Source organism: Marinifilum sp. (assembly GCF_965230805.1).
In the GTDB taxonomy this organism is placed as follows: Bacteria; Bacteroidota; Bacteroidia; order Bacteroidales; family Marinifilaceae; genus Marinifilum.
Map to the genome: position 1 here is coordinate 2255132 of NZ_OZ246019.1, position 17304 is coordinate 2272435.

At 35.8% G+C, this 17304-nt stretch carries 17 protein-coding genes; 5 read left to right on the forward strand and 12 right to left on the reverse strand.

The window, feature by feature from the left end; genetic code table 11:
* Positions 1–98: 98 nt before the first annotated feature.
* Complete coding sequence (locus ACO05S_RS09035; RefSeq protein ID WP_421921186.1) at positions 99–707, forward strand: phosphoadenosine phosphosulfate reductase family protein; 609 nt, start codon at positions 99–101, stop codon at positions 705–707.
* 316 nt (positions 708–1023) lie between these two features.
* Here ACO05S_RS09035 and ACO05S_RS09040 read toward each other — a convergent pair whose 3' ends face one another.
* Positions 1024–2298: a hypothetical protein gene (locus tag ACO05S_RS09040; RefSeq protein WP_421921187.1), complete on the reverse strand. Its 1275-nt coding sequence runs from the start codon at positions 2296–2298 to the stop codon at positions 1024–1026.
* 241 nt (positions 2299–2539) lie between these two features.
* Between ACO05S_RS09040 and ACO05S_RS09045 the strand changes: the two genes are divergently transcribed.
* Complete coding sequence (locus ACO05S_RS09045) at positions 2540–3484, forward strand: NAD(P)-dependent oxidoreductase (RefSeq protein WP_421921188.1); 945 nt, start codon at positions 2540–2542, stop codon at positions 3482–3484.
* Positions 3485–3547: 63 nt separating this feature from the next.
* Here the strand turns inward: ACO05S_RS09045 and ACO05S_RS09050 are convergent, their stop codons facing one another.
* Complete coding sequence (locus ACO05S_RS09050; protein ID WP_421921189.1) at positions 3548–4243, reverse strand: hypothetical protein; 696 nt, start codon at positions 4241–4243, stop codon at positions 3548–3550.
* A 354-nt stretch (positions 4244–4597) separates the two neighbouring features.
* Here ACO05S_RS09050 and ACO05S_RS09055 point away from each other — a divergent pair, with 354 nt between their 5' ends.
* Positions 4598–5029 (forward strand): hypothetical protein, encoded by a 432-nt coding sequence (locus ACO05S_RS09055; protein ID WP_421921190.1) that lies wholly within the window; start codon positions 4598–4600, stop codon positions 5027–5029.
* A 76-nt stretch (positions 5030–5105) separates the two neighbouring features.
* On the opposite strand, the gene queA is transcribed toward ACO05S_RS09055, so the two are convergent.
* The 5 genes from queA to ACO05S_RS09080 all read right to left on the reverse strand — a co-directional run bounded on the left by queA (position 5106) and on the right by ACO05S_RS09080 (position 9234).
* The gene (gene queA / locus ACO05S_RS09060) at positions 5106–6155 is read right to left on the reverse strand and encodes a tRNA preQ1(34) S-adenosylmethionine ribosyltransferase-isomerase QueA (protein ID WP_421921191.1); all 1050 of its coding nucleotides are present in this window, start codon (positions 6153–6155) and stop codon (positions 5106–5108) included.
* 81 nt (positions 6156–6236) lie between these two features.
* Entirely contained in the window at positions 6237–6941 is a 705-nt protein-coding gene (gene truB / locus ACO05S_RS09065) for a tRNA pseudouridine(55) synthase TruB (RefSeq protein ID WP_421921192.1), read from the reverse strand.
* Positions 6942–7131: 190 nt separating this feature from the next.
* Entirely contained in the window at positions 7132–7920 is a 789-nt protein-coding gene (locus ACO05S_RS09070; RefSeq protein WP_421921193.1) for an undecaprenyl-diphosphate phosphatase, read from the reverse strand.
* A gap of 56 nt (positions 7921–7976) precedes the next feature.
* Positions 7977–8222 carry a DUF3098 domain-containing protein gene (locus tag ACO05S_RS09075; protein WP_421921194.1) on the reverse strand — a complete coding sequence of 82 codons (246 nt, stop codon included), beginning with the start codon at positions 8220–8222 and terminating at the stop codon, positions 7977–7979.
* 139 nt (positions 8223–8361) lie between these two features.
* Complete coding sequence (locus tag ACO05S_RS09080) at positions 8362–9234, reverse strand: cell division protein FtsX (protein ID WP_421921195.1); 873 nt, start codon at positions 9232–9234, stop codon at positions 8362–8364.
* 213 nt (positions 9235–9447) lie between these two features.
* Between ACO05S_RS09080 and ACO05S_RS09085 the strand changes: the two genes are divergently transcribed.
* Entirely contained in the window at positions 9448–10917 is a 1470-nt protein-coding gene (locus ACO05S_RS09085; RefSeq protein WP_421921196.1) for a lipopolysaccharide biosynthesis protein, read from the forward strand.
* Between the two features lie 369 nt (positions 10918–11286).
* Here ACO05S_RS09085 and ACO05S_RS09090 read toward each other — a convergent pair whose 3' ends face one another.
* The 3 genes from ACO05S_RS09090 to ACO05S_RS09100 all read right to left on the reverse strand — a co-directional run bounded on the left by ACO05S_RS09090 (position 11287) and on the right by ACO05S_RS09100 (position 14412).
* A complete protein-coding gene (locus tag ACO05S_RS09090; RefSeq protein ID WP_421921197.1) occupies positions 11287–12150 on the reverse strand; it encodes an N-acetylneuraminate synthase family protein in 864 nt (287 codons plus the stop codon).
* A 6-nt stretch (positions 12151–12156) separates the two neighbouring features.
* Positions 12157–13320, reverse strand: coding sequence for a cytidylyltransferase domain-containing protein (locus ACO05S_RS09095; protein WP_421921198.1), 1164 nt, complete (start codon positions 13318–13320; stop codon positions 12157–12159).
* 66 nt (positions 13321–13386) lie between these two features.
* A complete protein-coding gene (locus tag ACO05S_RS09100) occupies positions 13387–14412 on the reverse strand; it encodes a glycosyltransferase family 52 (RefSeq protein WP_421921199.1) in 1026 nt (341 codons plus the stop codon).
* 106 nt (positions 14413–14518) lie between these two features.
* Here ACO05S_RS09100 and ACO05S_RS09105 point away from each other — a divergent pair, with 106 nt between their 5' ends.
* A complete protein-coding gene (locus ACO05S_RS09105; protein WP_421921200.1) occupies positions 14519–15706 on the forward strand; it encodes a polysaccharide pyruvyl transferase family protein in 1188 nt (395 codons plus the stop codon).
* Between the two features lie 10 nt (positions 15707–15716).
* Here ACO05S_RS09105 and ACO05S_RS09110 read toward each other — a convergent pair whose 3' ends face one another.
* Both ACO05S_RS09110 and ACO05S_RS09115 read right to left on the reverse strand, forming a co-directional pair.
* Complete coding sequence (locus tag ACO05S_RS09110; protein ID WP_421921201.1) at positions 15717–16106, reverse strand: adenylyltransferase/cytidyltransferase family protein; 390 nt, start codon at positions 16104–16106, stop codon at positions 15717–15719.
* Between the two features lie 2 nt (positions 16107–16108).
* Entirely contained in the window at positions 16109–17293 is a 1185-nt protein-coding gene (locus ACO05S_RS09115; RefSeq protein ID WP_421921202.1) for a CDP-glycerol glycerophosphotransferase family protein, read from the reverse strand.
* Positions 17294–17304 lie beyond the last annotated feature (11 nt).

Sequence of the window (17304 nt, forward strand, 5' to 3'; positions counted from 1 at the left end):
AACTTTTGGATTATTCTTTGTTTTAAAAGTTTAAAGCAGATTTTTTTTATAATTTCGTTGGTGCAATTCAGAAAAATAAACGATTAATAAGCATAAAAATGGATATTAAAGCACTTAACGAGGATTTAAGAGGTAAAACCCCAAAGGAGATTATTGAATGGGCAGTTGAATATGGAAAAAAGGCTGTGGTTACAACCAACTTCAGACCCTATGAAGCTGTTATTCTTCATGCATGTGCTCAAGTTAAAAAGGATATTCCTGTGATTTGGTGTGATTCAGGATACAATACCTCCAATACCTATCGCCATGCCGAACAAACCATCAAGCAATTGGATCTGAATGTGAAATTGTATGTACCCAAGCAAAGTGCAGCACATCGTGATGTGGTAATGGGGATTCCTGATATTAATGATCCGAAGCACAAAGAATTTACCGAGCAGGTAAAATTAGAGCCATTCCGCAGAGCTATGGAAGAGCACAAGCCAGATGTTTGGTTTACAAACTTAAGAAAAGGTCAAACTGCTTTCCGCGATTCTATTGATATCCTTTCACTTTCGGCTGATGGACTACTAAAAGTTAGTCCATTCTACGATTGGAGCGATGAGCAAATGGACAAATACCTTGAAGAACACAATTTAGGTATCGAAACAAAGTATTATGATCCTACAAAAGTTCTTGGCAACCGTGAGTGTGGATTACACGCCTAATACACTACGAAGAGCATAAAAAGCTTGCGGCTTCCATTTGACAAATGAGAAAATTGTAAGCTGATCAATTTTAAATCAACGCTTTTGTTCTTAACAGGATAAAGGCGTTTTTTGTGCAATACCATAAAACAGCTTGCACAAGCATAATAAAACCGGCATTACAGATTATACCGGGTTTACCACGAAATGAGCCTTAAAATGCTGTTGAGCTTTGTCAAAGCAAAATATAGAGGCATAGCTTTCAAAGAATTTAACTGCTTTTGGCATATATTTCCTCAAATCCCCTAGCAATATCCTGATATTCCTTCGGTAATTTCTACTCAAAATCATTGTAAAGGGGAACCGTTTTTTTAGTCGAGATCGGCTTATTAATCATACACAGATCTGTGTTTTTAAACTCTTCCAATTTTTTATCAAATAATACCTGAGAATGATTCAGTTCAGCTTTGTGTTTCTCGGCAAACGAAAAGCGAAAAGGAGAGTGTCGCTCGCATTGTTGAATAAATGCAGGACTAAAGTCTTTTGGGTTGGTAAGCACCGATGAGGCGAAAAGCAGGCTAAAGCTGCGTTTAATTAAACCCTGGAACGCAATTTTGCCAGGATATATTTGTTGTATAGTTGCCAAAACTTCTTTTCCCAAATAGTAGGTTTTGCACAACATGCTATCCAAATATTGTGAATGAAGATTTTTCGAAAAACATGTAAATACACCCTCGTACAAATCATCCCGGGCATCCTGCAAATCGTCAAGAATTTGCAAATAGGCACCATATTCATACAGAAAATGAAGTTGATCGTAGCTCAATTCTCCTGCAATTAAATAACCATCGGCAATCACCGATGTTGCACCTTTGGTAACTGCAATTTCGAAACATTTAATATCGCTTAATACGCTTTGCCTGGTTAAGGCTATGCTCCTGGTTTGTGCATGATGAATGTCCAGCAGGCTTTCGTATAGCTTAGGAAAATCATTTCTATCAAAATCATCCTCAATCATGCTTACCAATTGATAGATTCTCTCTTCTGCTTTGCTTTTTGCAATCACCTTATCGCCCTGTAAACGTAGCTCAAATCGTTTCGAGAACTCTATTTTGTCTTGATAGGAGATTCTTCTCGAATCGATGAAATTATCGGAATACGGATAAAGCAAGCTATATGCCAGTGTTGATGAGGTGGTTTGAACAGGATAATTGAATAAGGATTGTAAACCAAAGACGATCCACTGATTTCTTAATGCCTGAAAAAGTTCTTCATTGCTTAGCTCAGAATCAAACTGTAGAGCTCTTCTGATAAAATCTTTTGTAGCCACAATCATATCATCCGAAAAAATCAATTGCAATTGATCTCTGGTATAGGAAAGTTCATCTCTGAAAAAGGATTTGCACTTGTTGAGCAGTATATCATTTTCATTGATTTCGTTTTGGCTGAAGGATTTGGCAAAATTCAGGAATCGTTCACACTTCATTTCCCAAATAAACTTCTCGATACTCGAATATTTCCTTTTGTTTTTTGGGAAGTCTTCGGCACAGCTAAGCCATTTGTTTATGAATTGATTTAAGAATTTATTGTATGTTTTTTGGTGTTCAATCATAATTTAGTGGGTTAATTTAGCTCATACAAATTCATAAAAAAAACGGAGTCTTAAAATTTTAATCGGTCAAAATGCCTTATTGGCTGATCAATCTATTTTTTACACAGTTTAGAATGGAAATCTTTATTGCATTGATTCTGAACAATGAAATCTTTACTTTAGCAGTCTGATTTTTATAAAGATATTTGTTTAATGAGTTGTGGAGATGTAGATCATCTTACTGCCTGATAATATAAATGAAATGAAATTCGCAATACTTGAACCAATAGGAATGACCGCCTGCCAATATGGTCAGTTTAAAAAAGAATTTGAAGATCTGGGACACGAGCTGGTGTTTTTTGGAGATCGAAACGAGGACGAGCAAGAGATGATTAAGCGTGCTGAGGGAGCCGATGCCATTGTGGTAAGCAACATTCCAATCACGAAAAATTTTATTGATGCCTGCCCCAATCTTTCGATGATTTCAGTTGCCTTTACAGGAATAGATCATATTGATATGCAGGCTTGTAACGAGCGAAATGTTTTGGTTTCCAATGCCTCTGGATTTTCTACCGAATCGGTAGCCGAACTTTGCATTGGCATGATATTATCGGTGTATCGCAAGATTGTTGGAGGCGATGCCATGACACGTTTTGGTGGTGGTCGTGGCGGATTTTTAGGCACTGAATTAAATGGAAAGACTTTAGGGATTATTGGAGCTGGTGAAATCGGTCTTAGAGTAGCTCAAATAGCAAAAGTTTTTAATTGTAGGGTACTTGCCTATAGTAGAAGCGAAAAGTGTGTAGAAGGTGTAACTTTTGTTGATAAGGAAACTTTGCTGAGGGAGTCGGATATTGTTTCATTGCATGTACCATTAAGCAATGAAACAAAGGGCTTAATGGGGAAAGAGGAATTTAAACTGATGAAAGCAGAAGCCATTCTAATCAATACTGCACGCGGACCAGTTGTGGATAGCGAAGCTTTGTGTTGGGCTTTGGATGAGGCAGAAATTGCTGGAGCAGCACTAGATGTTTACGAAAAAGAACCTCCTTTGGATAGGGATCATATCCTGTTTACAGCACCAAACCTAATTATGCTGCCACACATTGCTTATGCTACCAACGAATCCTTCCAAAAACGAATCGATATCGTAATGGAAAATATTAAGCTTTGGCTACAGGGCAAGCCAAGAAATATAATGAATTAATAAATCCTAAAAATAAAATCCCAAGCTCCATATTCCGGAATTTGGGATTTGTATTTAGGAATTTTACTTTACAATTTTCACCAGCTGTGTAATGCCCGTTAACTTTCCTTTCTTATTGTAAGATTCACTTCTAATGGTTCCAATATCCTTTGAAATCCAAATTACATTGCGCATGGTGACGTTCACAAATCCTGTTTTACTCTGAATTTCCTCTGAAAGCTTATAACACTTAAATGTTCCGGCTGGGGTATCCATGTTTTCTTTCGATTCTACCTTACGGTTTGTGATGTTTGTAGTAAAACTCATGTTCATCATTCCGCCTTCTATTGATACTGTTATAGATCCGTCTTTTAGCTTTTGCCCCGGACTTAAATTGGCAGGATAATTTATGTCATCGGTAATAACTTTCACTTCCATATTCTGAAAGGCTTCCATCTGTTTTTCGTTCAAGTACTGATCCATATCAATATAAAACTCATTGCCCTTGCAACGAAAAGTAATGGTGTCCTGCATTAGTATTTTATCAGCAGAATTGCCATCCATTGTGGTGTGCAGCATAGAATAAATGGTTTCATCGTCTTTGTTTTTAATCGATAATAATTTTTGTGTGTAGGAACCTAGAACTTTTCCTTTCTGGTTGGTCATTTCGTAATGCAATTCAGTACCAACAGTGTTGGGAATGTAAATGGTGCACTCCTGTGCAATGCAAAATTGACTTGTGCAGATTAGAATAAGAATCAGATATAATATCTTTTTCATGATAATAAAAATTGTGGCTTAAGGCCATGGTTTAAAGTGAAAAAACAAATGTCACCGATTGGCGACCAAAGAGTATGAGAGTTCTGCTTTCAGAATTTTAAATTTAAGTAATAACAGATTGGCAGAAAAATAAATTTGATAGAGAGGAGAGATATTAAAGACTGATTCGTCTTTTTATAGATGAACTCATCTTTAATTAAAAAATCTTTGATACTTTTAAATGTAAATTAAGAGAGAAAATGAAATATATAAACAGATGAAACGAGCATGATTAAAATAATTATTAAACATACACCGTAATGATTATTTTGATCTTGCGGCTTCCATCTGGCAAATGGAAAAATATATAAACAGATGAATCTTGAAATAAAAGAATATCAATTCGGAGAAAGACCTCAGGTTACCAGACCCAATCGAGAAATATTAAATGTTCTTGGCGAAGAAGGAGTAAGAAAATTAGTTGACGACCATTATAATCTATTAAGAAAAAGTGAAATAGGAGCGTTGTTTCCATCGGATGAAGAAGAGTTTGAAGCTGCCAAGTTACGCTCATCTGATTTTTTTATACAGATTTTAGGAGGGTCGCAATACTTTAATCAGAATAGAGGGGAACCGATGTTGGTTCGTCGCCATCGCCCATTTAAAATAACTGCCGATGGAAGAAGAATTTGGTTGGAATGCTATCAGAAACTACTGCCGAAACTTGGACTTTCTGAGGACTTGCTTATGTCTTATTGGAATTACTTAAATGTATTTTCCACTTGGATGATTAATACTGAGGAGTAATTGCAATTTGAATAAGGAAAGAAAAAAGCTGATGATTATAAAATCACCAGCTTTTAAATATTTTACTTTATCAGACTTACAAAATCAACATTGCATCCCCATAAGTTCCAAATCGGTATTTCTCCTTAATTGCTTCTTCGTAAGCAGCCATTACATTGTCGTAACCACCAAATGCACAAACCATCATCATTAAGGTAGAAAGAGGCAAGTGGAAGTTTGTAATCATTCTGTTTGGTACATGGAAGTCATAAGGAGGGAAAATGAATTTATTCGTCCATCCTTCAAAAGGTTTTAGAGTTCCCATTGTGGATACAGAACTTTCAAGAGTTCTCATTACAGTTGTTCCAACAGCACAAACATTTTTCTTTTTCTTTTTCGCAGAGTTGACTTTTTCTACAGCTTCATTCTCAATAAAGATTTGCTCCGAATCCATTTTGTGTTTGGTCAAATCCTCAACATCAACTGAGCGGAAATTACCCAAGCCAACATGGAGAGTTACCTCAGCAAAATCAATACCTTTAATCTCCAAACGCTTCATCAATTCGCGGCTAAAGTGCATACCTGCTGTAGGAGCTGCAACAGCACCTTCGTGCTTTGCAAAAATGGTTTGGTAACGCTCTGCATCTTCAGGCTCAACCGAACGATCGATAAATTTTGGAAGGGGTGTTTCTCCTAATCCAAAAAGAGTTTCTTTGAATTCGTTATATGGTCCGTCGAACAAAAAGCGCAGCGTTCTACCTCTTGATGTTGTATTATCTATTACCTCAGCAACCAACAAATCATCTTCGCCAAAGTACAATTTATTACCAATTCTGATTTTACGAGCCGGATCAACCAAAACATCCCAAAGTCTTTGCTCACGATTCAATTCACGCAACAAGAATACTTCAATTTCGGCACCTGTTTTCTCTTTGTTACCATACAAACGAGCAGGAAATACTTTGGTATTATTGAACACCATTACATCTTCATCATCGAAATATTCGATTAAATCTTTAAAGATTTTGTGCTCAATTTTACCTGAATCTTTGTGAAGTACCATTAAACGAGATTCATCTCTGTTATAGGCTGGATGTAAAGCAATAAGTTCTGTAGGTAATTTATACTTAAACTTAGATAACTTCATAAGGCTGACTGACTTTTAATATGTATTTTTTGTTATTGCAAAAAGCGAAGCTTTTCGTTCTACGAAAAAGTTGCAAGATAGTTATAAATTTCCTAAGAATTTTATAAAATCTTCAATTTCAATAGCATCGTCGATTTTGAAATCGCCGATTTGAGTACGTTGCAGAGCAGTTAAATGAGCACCACTGTTTAAAGCCTGACCAATGTCGCGTGCTAAAGCTCTGATATAGGTTCCTTTACTGCAAACCACTCTAATCTTCAGAACATTTTCTTCATATTCAAGAACTTCGATTTCATCGATCACCAATGTTTTCTTCTTGATTTCAACTTCCTGACCTTTTCGGGCATATTCGTAAGCACGTTTTCCATTTACTTTTACAGCCGAATAATCGGGTGGACGTTGCTCTATGCTTCCAATAAATCCTTTTAAAGTTTTGTCAATTAGCTCACGTGTAATGTGTTCTGTTTGATATTCTTGATCAATTTCTGTTTCCAAATCAAAGGATGGAGTGCTTGCTCCCAATTGCAAAGTGGCAATGTATTCTTTAACCTGAGACTGATAGGTATCAATCTTCTTGGTGTACTTGCCAACACAGACAATCATCAACCCGGTGGCCAAAGGATCCAATGTTCCTGCATGACCTACCTTAATATTTTTCACGCGAAGCTTGTGCTTGATTTTGAACTTGATTTTGTTCACCAAATCAAACGAAGTCCACTCATATGGCTTATTCAATAGAATAAAAGCACCTTGTTGAAAGTCATTATCGGTTTCGAATCGAATCATCAGCTAAGTGATTTGCCATTTAAAAACTGTTTGAATTTGATTTTAGAATTTTTTATCCATGAAAAATGAAGTATAACAAGGCAAATTTTATGCGAATAGTGGTTCTATTTAAATAGAATTTAACGCAGTTAGGCTTCATTTCGTCATATTAAAAAAACTAAAGGATAAATTTTAAACAGTTTTTTTACAATTAGGCTGCAAAAATAGCAATTACTCCGATAATCAGGCAATAAATGGCAAAATAGATTAGTTTTCCTTTTTTAACGAGTTTAATCATCCAGCTGCAAGCCAGTAATCCGGAGATAAAAGCTGCAATGAATCCAACAATTAAAGGTGTTAGTTTAATGTTGCCATGAGATGTAAATTCACCACTGGCCAAACTCAAAATATTTTCTCCAATTATAGGAACCAAAACCATTAGGAAAGAGAATTTGGCAATATCTGCTTTTTTATTTCCAAGCAATAGTCCTGTTGCGATGGTAGCCCCGGAACGCGAAATTCCCGGCAGAATGGCAAATGTTTGTGCTACACCAATTATCAAAGCATCTTTAAATGATATTTCTTTGTCTTTTTGTTTTGCATAGTATGTAAATCCCAGCAAAGTGGCGGTTATCAGTAGCATGCAACCTACCAAAAGCAAAATGCCATTCTTATCGAAAAGAGCAGATACCTCTTCCTTAAAGAAAACACCTACAATTCCAATCGGAATCATAGATACAGCAATTTTAAAAAGGTATTGGGTGGATTCATTCCATTGAAAAAGGAAAATATCCTTGAAAAGGGCAAGAATATCTTTTCTAAAAACAATAATGGTACTAAGAACTGTTGCTCCATGTACAATTACAGTAAAAGCAAGATTATTTTCTGTGTCGACACCCAATAGAGCTTTTCCAAGTTCAAGGTGGCCACTGCTGCTCACAGGTAAAAATTCAGTCAGTCCCTGTAGCAATCCAAGAAGTAAAGCTTCAATCCAATTCATAAAATTAAGTAGTGCGTTTTTTCCGATATGTATTTCGGAATCAGATAGGTAATACGCTATTTTGTTTCTTTTGGTTTCTTCATAATGGCATAAATTTCGAACGCAAATCCGAATAAAACCACCAGTGGAGCAAGTGTAATTCTTCTAAAACTAAAGATACTTTCATCAAAAACATTAGGATCATCGGAGCCACCGCCCATCATTAAAACGAAACCAATAATTATAATTACAAAACCAATTAGAAGAAGTTTGTAGTTTTCTCTACCAAGAGCGAAACCTGGTTTGTTATTTTGTTTGTTCATGTGTTCAAAATATATCCGTGTTGGAAAATCAATGCCAAATTTATAAAATATTAGTGCCTAAAGTACTTAAAGTGCCTAAAATTATAATGGATGACTTACATTATTTTTGCTCTGCCTAAAATATCTTAAAAGCTAGAGGCTAATATAATGATCTTGATTCCAATCTTAAATACTTATTTACTGCAAATAAAGTAGAAATCCAGGTAATGAATAAACCCGTTAAAATAATTAGTAAAAATAACAGTCCTACCAACTCGGTGTTGTTAAAGCTAATGACTTGCCTCAATTCCTTCTGAGAAAGATAAATAGTGCCAGAAAGCATTGCGTTTGCGAATAATGCACCTAAAAATCCGTGAAGTAAACCTTTTCCCATAAATGGTTTACGAATAAAACCTCTGGTGGCACCAACCAGCTGCATGGTGTTAATGATTAATCGTTGAGAATAAATTGATAATCGGATTGTGTTGTTAATCAGTGTAAACGAAATAATAAATAAAACAGCGCTAAAAGCCAAAAGGATGAAACTAATGCGCTTTACATTATCGTTTACCAAATGTACCAGTGATTTTTGGTAGTAAACTTCCTGCACTTGTGAGTATCTTGTTAGGTCTTGCTCGATAAGGGCAATACTATCCGGGTTGGCATATTGGGCGTATAGTTTTACATCAATTGCAGCTTGTAATGGATTGTAGCCCAAAAAGGAGATAAAATCTTCACCCAATTCTTTTTGCAGGTCTTTAGCTGCAGTTGCTTTATCAACAAATTCAGTTGCTTTTACAAATTCACTTGCATCCAGATTTTTTTGCAGACGTCTAATTTCAACCTCTTTTACATTGTCTTTTAGAATGATGGAAACACCTATGTTCTCTTTCACATAGTTTGAAAGTTGATTAGCATTTAAAATCAGTAAACCCATAAGTCCTAGCATGAAAAGGACAAGAGAAATACTAATTACAGATGTGATATATGAGGAACGCAATCGTCGTGTTGTGCCTTTTTCTTTTTTTGCCATTTGCTCGCTTATTTAAAATCGATTATGACCTGTAATGAATGGATCACTTGCGAAAATACGATTTTTTAGCGAAAAGCTTCCTCTTACATGCTACAAGTTTTAAGCTGATAGAAAGTATTTAGATTTACTCATTTACGCATTCGTAGATTTGCTTCGTTTCTATTTGTTTTTTGTTAAGTTTGTGTTGGTAATATCGCAAAACATAGCATTACATTGGGAATTATTCGACAACAAACCATTAAGGGAAGCTTCATTTCATATATAGGAGCTATTTTGGGTTTCATTAATACCGGGATTTTATATCCCAATTTTTTTGCCACCGATCAGATTGGTTTAATTGCCTGGTTAGGAGCAATTACAACCTTAGCCGCTCAATTTTCAAGTTTGGGATTCAATAATGTAACAGCACGATTGTTTCCATATTTCAGAAACGAGAATGTAAACCACAATGGGTACTTGTTTATTCTTTTCTGGGTAGGAATGGCTGGTTTTGCCCTTTCGCTGATTGGGTATTTTGTATTGCAACCTCTTGCAGTTGAAATGTATCAGGATGAATCGCCATTGTATTTGAATTATCTCATCTATTTAATTCCATTGGTATTTTTCACTCTGTTTTACAACCTTTTCGAAGGATATAACCGTGTGATGTACGATGCAGTTTCCGGAACTTTTTTTAGAGATATTGTTTTTAAGGTACTAAACCTCACTTTTCTGATTTTATTTTGGCAAGATGTGATTGATTTTTCCCAGTTCATTTTGCTGTATGTATTGGCATATTGCTCACCAAGTGTATTTCTGTTTATTTTATTGTGGGTACGTGGGCACATTTCTTTTGCCTCAAATTTAAAGTTTGTAACGCCCGATCTTAGAAAGTCGATGTGCAGTGTTTCTTTCTTTGGAATACTGAATGGTTTAAGCGATAAATTGGCCAATCAGATTGATAGAATCATGCTTGTGAGTTACATTGGACTTGGGCCTACCGGGATTTTTGGAACCATGTGTAATTTTGGAACATTGGTTTCGATGCCATCGCGTACACTTCGAAAAATTGCCAGTACTGTGATTGCCGAAGCATGGAAAAAGAATGACTTAAAAACAATTGCTCAGATTTATTCTCAAAGCGGATTACATCAGTTTATGCTCGGATGCCTGTTGTTTATTGGCATCTGGATTAATATCGATAATATCCTCGAAATAGTTTCTGATAGATTTATTGATGGGAAATATGTCGTTTTTTTTATTGGTTTATCAAATGTAGTTCAGATGCTTTCGGGAGTAAGTGGGGTGATTATTCAATCATCCTCATACTACAAAATGCAAACCGTTTTTATGGTAATGTATGGTATACTTGTAATCACCTCCAATATAATCATGATACGAATTTGGGGAATAACAGGAGCAGCTGTTGCATCTTTAACAGCAACTTTCTTTCTTAATCTGTCAAAATATCTGTTTTTATTAAAAAGATATCAGTTTCAACCCTTCAATTACAGATATCTATTAGTGATTTTAGTGGCTTTTACTGCTTATTGTGCAGGCTATTTAGTGCCCAAATCAGATTGGTTTGTAATCGACATTGCACTGCGATCAGCAGTGCTTGGTGGAGTTTATGTGTTACTATCCTTTGTTTTTAGGATATCTAAAGATTTCAATCAATTTGTAAAAAAAGCAATTGGAATGTAGATATTACAGCCTTAAAAGAGCTATAAATTTTTTCCCATACCCTGTAAAGCTTTAGGCATACCCCTGTATAAGCCTTTACTTTGATCATGTAAAGCTTTAGGCATACCCCTGTATAAGCCTTTACAGGGTATGGGAAAAATGATTGTGTTGCCCTGCATGAAAAATCACATTGATTTTTAATATTAGCGAATAACGAATCGAGGCCCGGGGGGCTTGTGGTGTGAGAGGTTCTTCTCTTGCGTTTCGTGCGTTATTTTAACGTGAGTTGGACAGGCATGTTCTTTGGCTGCAGAAATTCCATAGAGCCATTTTTCCAGCAACAATATTAAAGGATAGATTGCCAATAAGTTTTTAAGGTTCTATCAGAAATTACTTCTGATACTTTAATTTTTCTCGTTGCTCCTTCTCAATATCAAGAATATCTTCACTCTTTAACGACATTGCTTTGTTTACAGCTTTCAGGTCGCGAACAAGTTTACGAACGCCGGCAGGTTCAAGAGATGCAGCATGATCTGTTCCTTTCCAGGTTCTATCGAGTGTGTAATGTCGTTCCACCCAATTTGCACCCAATACATAAGCAGCCACATCAACGGCTATTCCCAAGTGATGACCCGAAAATCCAATTTCCTTCACTCTGTTTTGATACTTTTCCTTAAGTCTGCTGATTTCGAGCAGGCAAACATCTTCGAAAGGAACCGGATAGCCTGATGTACATGCATATAACACAATATCTTGATTTCGATTCTTTTCTTCGAAGAATGAAATGAGATCTTCAATTTCGTCTTTACTGGTCATTCCGGTTGAAACATGAATTTCACCTTCGTAATTATCGCACAGCCAGCCAAGCATTTCGTAATTGTTGTTGCAAGCAGAAGGTATTTTTATCAACTCTGGTTGTAAACTTGCAATTTGCTGAGCAGAACTTAAGTCCCATGTCGAGGTAGAGTAAGTAATTTCCAATTCGTCGCAATACTCTTTTAAGCGTTTGTGCTCTTCTAAATTAAATTCCAGATATTCTCTGTGCGCTCCGTAAGTATCACCATACGAGTTAGCAGGATTAGGGTGTGGTGCGTTGTATTGCGATTCGGTAAGTAATTCCTTATTATTTCGTTTTTGAAATTTCACCACATCTGCATTACAGAATATCTTAGCTACTTTAATTAGCTCTTTTGCAATTTCGATATCTCCTTTATGATTGCAACCAATTTCTGCAATAACCTTTGCCTCTTTCATTGTATTTTATTTAAATCTTTTGTTGTAATTAATGATAAACTCAACAGCCTCACGAATTGCCATATTACCACCATTGTTGGTAAGCGATAAATCGCAGGATTGTTTCACTTCGGGAATGGCATCATTCGGACATATTCCCCACGAAACAGCATTTAAATTTGCCATATCATTAATGTCGTCGCCAATATAGGCAATTTCATTACGTGAAATATTTTTATCCAATAGGATTTGATTTAAGCGAGTATACTTATCCATTACGCCCATGTATAAATTCTTGATGCCAAGTTTTTCCATTCGTTGAGCAACTATGGGCGAATTTTCAGAGGTCATGACCATGATATCGACACCCGAATTTCTTAAAATAGCCAAGCCCATTCCATCGCGCATCGAAAATGTTTTTGCTAATTCACCTTCCGGTGATACCTGCACTTTTCCATCGGTAAAAACGCCATCAACATCCAGCACAACTGCTTTAATTTTCTTAGGATTTCTTTTGTGTTGATGAAGCCTGTTCAAAAGTAGCTTTTCAATCATTAGTAAATCGCTGGTTTCGTCAATTTCAGTCAAGCTATCTTCCGGCATTTCAATCAACCCGATCTTGCCACTTAGTCTGTTTTTGCTTTTAAGGAAAGCATCTTTCGAAGAAACATAAACAGCACCATTTTCTATTAAAAGGCCATCAAAATCTTGTCTTCTCGGTCTATTTGCATAGTCGTAGTTTACACTTTCCCCATTACGGTTCCAGATAAACCTTTTTGTATTGACAACAGATAAGGCAGAATCATTTTTTTCGCTTGTTATTTTTCGCAGTCCCTTATTAATGTCTTCCCTTGTGGTTAAAGGAGAAGTTGCCTGAAGCAAACAAATGATGTCATAATCATTTTTTAAGTGATCCGAAAATTCAAGCATAGCTTGCTCGGTGCTGGCAGTATCTGAAGCGCTTTCTTCGCTTCTTTCAATAGCCTTTACCTTAGGAGCCCAGGAATATTCATTTCTAACCTGATTAATAATTTCTTTATCATCGGTAAAAACATATATCTCGTCAAGATCCGAAAAGATTGCTTCTCCCAAACACCATTGATATAGTGGCCGGCCAAGTATCTTGACCTTATTTTTTCCAGGAATACCTTTTGATCCTTCTCGAAGTGGAATAATAGCAACTGATTTCATAATGCTTTTTGCTTGTGTCGATTTATTTTTTGAGATACTAATGTTAAAAACAATTTTCGGAATAATCTACATTTTGAACCTCTTTTGCAGTTCAGAATGGATCTTGGGATCCCAAGATTCGCCTAAAAAGACTTTTTCATTGATAAAATTACAATTATGAAGTGCAGATGAGAATATGGTTATTCCTTTATCAAACTGAACAGATTGGTTGAGGTTTAAAACTTCTAAAGGAAAAGAGCCAGGTATAATTCCATCTATTTCCGGAATGACTTCTTGATAACTTGTTTTTTCTCTGGGATGATTTTTTAGGTATACCTGATAGCCTTTGGCTTTGTATTCACGGGCTATTTTTTTGTATAAATTGATCTTATACTGCTCTGAAATAAAATTATCCTCTGATAAAGGCTGAGTAATTATGAGTGCATTTTTTATGTTGTTTTTCTGAATGCTAAGATCTTTCAGGAAAAAATCTACAACTTCTTTTTTCTTTTCCCGACTTAAGTTTTCTACTAAATCTGTTAGCTCGAATTTTTTAGATTTTGCACGAGCTTTATTAGGTAACTGATCGGGTTGAGAAACCCATATCTCTTTAAAGAAGGAATCGGCAGGACGATCGGGAATTCCATGAATCAATTTAATTGCTCTTGTTATTGGATTTTTAATCTCGCGATAGACAATTAAACCATCTTCCAAAATCCTAAAGTAGTTTTTACCAAAGTTAAAAAACAGATATTTCTGAAATAGCAGAGTAGTTGAAAATACATTGATTTCAGAATCACCGATTAACTCTTCTAATTTACCTTTCTCCACAAACCGATCGAAATATTTATTTACCTGCTTGCGATAGAAAAAAATATTAGCCAGAACTTCCTTTAAACCTTTTATTTTTCGGTTGCGTAAATCCTTCACACCAATTACATCATCAAAGTAAGAACATGACAATAGCTGAGCTTCGTATGCATCGAAGGCGGAATCCATATTAAAATAGATAAGCTTTGACTTTATTCCTTTTTGCTTATTTGCGATAGCCAACAAAACACTTATGTATAAGTTGAAGATGCTAGTGCAAACATAAACCTGATTCTTATTCATTACCGAGTATGTGATGTCTATTTGATTTGGGATTCGGCTTAAAATTAATCATTTTTGCAGCAGACTGCATTGAAAAGTAAAGGAATCATCACCCAAAACTTGTAAAATGAAAAACAAGCTTATTCTAAGGATCATTAATAATCCGTTTGAAGTATATCGCAAAGGAAAGATTTTATTAAGATACAGGAGAAGCAAGATGCTGAACAAAAGATTGTTGAGCTCAAGTGGGAAGGTAGATTTCCATTACGGTGTGTGGGGTATAGGAAATGCCGGCGATATTGTTCTCTTTCAAGAAGTAGAGAATACGATTCAAAAGCATCCGTTTTACCAAAGAGATTTAGGAACTGGCGAAATTTGTGAAGAGGAAATTGAATTGCTGAATAAAAAAGCCAGGGTTTTGGTACTTGGTGGTGGTGGACTTTTTCTTAAAGACTCGAATTCAAACTCAAATTCCGGATGGCAATTCAACATAAAGGAAAGCAGGCTTGACAAATTGCATGTCCCATTGGTACTATTTGCCGTAGGGTATAACCGTTTTAGAGGTCAAGAGGAGTTTGATGAGGTATTTGAAAGTCATTTGCTGAAAACCATTTCAAAAGCCGCTTTTGTTGGTTTAAGAAATACAGGGAGCATCAATGCGATAAAAACTTATCTGCCCGAAGAATTACAATCTAAGATTAAATTTCAGCCCTGTCCGACAACCATTATTAAAAAGCTTCATCCCGAAGTAGAACAGAGCTTTAATTTTAATCGCAAAAGGGATAAAAAAATTGCCATAAACATTGCCTTTGACCGCGAAGAAATGAGATTTAAAGGACGATTTAAGAGTATACTTGCATCCTTGGTCTCTATTTGTGAATCCTACAAAGCAGAAGCTTGGAAAGTAGAATTTGTAGGCCATTGTAAAGTGGATAAAAAAATAAAACCATACATTAAATCGAAATTTCCATTTAAGGATTTAACTTACGATTCTTATGATCAAATCATTGATTATTACAAGAATGTTCCGATTACAATAGGAATGAGAGGTCATGCGCAAATGATACCATTTGGAATTGGGAATGGAATTCTTTCCTTGATATCGCATGATAAAATGAAATGGTTTTTGGATGATATCAAACATCCCGAATGGGGAATTGAAATCTTATCGGAACAGTTCGAATCGGATCTGCAAGAAAAACTTGAGAAACTAATTTCTGATTATGATGCTGTACAAAAGAAAATTAACCTGGCACAGGATATGCTTTACCAGCTTACCATGGATAATGTAAAGGAAATTAACTCATTAAGATAGGTATGGAATTCTATCTTTTTATTATTTCAATGATTTCGGTGGTTGAAATGGAAGGTGTACGTTCAAGATAAATCACTTCGCATAAACTTTTAAACTCGTCAAATTTATCTTTCCAGTCATCACCCATTACCAATACATCAGCATTGTATTTTTTGATATAGTCGCCTTTTAATTCCAGCGATTCTTCATAAAATACTTCATCAACAACTTTAAGTGCGTTAATAATTCGTGTTCTTTCTTCCTGACTATGAATTGGATTTTTTTGCTTTTTGGAAAAGTTAAGGGCATCGGTTGAAACACCAACTATCAGATAATCTCCGAATTGTTTAGCTCGTTCAAGAATATTTAAATGACCTATGTGGAAGAGATCAAATGTTCCAAATGTGATAACACGCTTCATATTTAATTGTTTAGTTTTCGTAATTCGTTGTACACTCTTTCGCAGCTTCCGTTATCCTGATAAGTGTGATACATATCACGAATTTTCTTGCGCCACTTGGCGTGAGTTTGCGGCTGATCGAAATATCGTTTTAAATTTGTGATAAACGCTTTCTGACTTTCTGATTTTGCCCCCGGGGAATTTTCCTCGAAATCGATAAAAAAGCCTTTGTATTGGCTGTATTCTTCCAAATCGTATGGCAAGAATACAATCGGACGATCCAATAACAAGTAATCGATCCAAAGCGAAGAGTAATCGGTTACCAATATATCAATGTAAGGAAGCAATTCATACACATCTTCGAATCGATCCTGATCGGCTTTTATTACTCGTTCTATTGCAAAGAAATCGTGTGTTTTTTGTACCGATTTGCGTTTGATATCTTCCTTGTGCCCACGAACCAAAATATATGCATCTTCTTCCTCCAGGAACTTCGCCAGTTTATCGCCATCGAAATCTTCGAAAGGGAAGAAGTGTGTTTTGTGTCCTTCTTCGCGCCAGGTTGGAGCGTAAAGAATAATCTTCCGATCCAAGAATGGATTCTTAAGCAATAAATCGGTATTTAGTTTTAGCTGATCAGTCAAATAATCGTTGCGAGGCAAGCCTGTTACCCAAACATTGTTCATGTCGATATCAAATCCTGCAGCATGAATAATTTGCTCCAAAGGTGAACTTCCCACCATATAAGAATAGCCTTGCAACTGTTTGCGTTTGCCATATTTTCTCCAAACAGGCGTTTGCAAAGCCATTTTCTTCATAGGCGTTCCGTGTCCCAGATAAATAATATTCTTGCATTTTTGATGCAGATAGTAAGGCGCAAAAGCAGCGGCACTAATGCCGTATGAAATGATTACATGCTTACTTCTCAGAAATAAAAAGAATCCTTTTAATGACAGTGCGTAAACGATTTCACCCGGAAATTTCTCTTGCAGTTGCTTGTAAAGCTTCTTGTTAGAAGTGAACAGGATGCTGTTGAAGTCGTTCTTTCCCCTCATGTATTCGAACAGGTATTTCGAATTATCGAAAAACACTTTCTCGGTCAGAAAAAAAAGTGCGATCCTTTTGTTTTTGGGCATCAACTTCTCGATAAAAAGATAGAAGCAACGCATAAAAAACAGAACGATATGCAGAAATACAATCTTCTGCATAAAGTTTACAA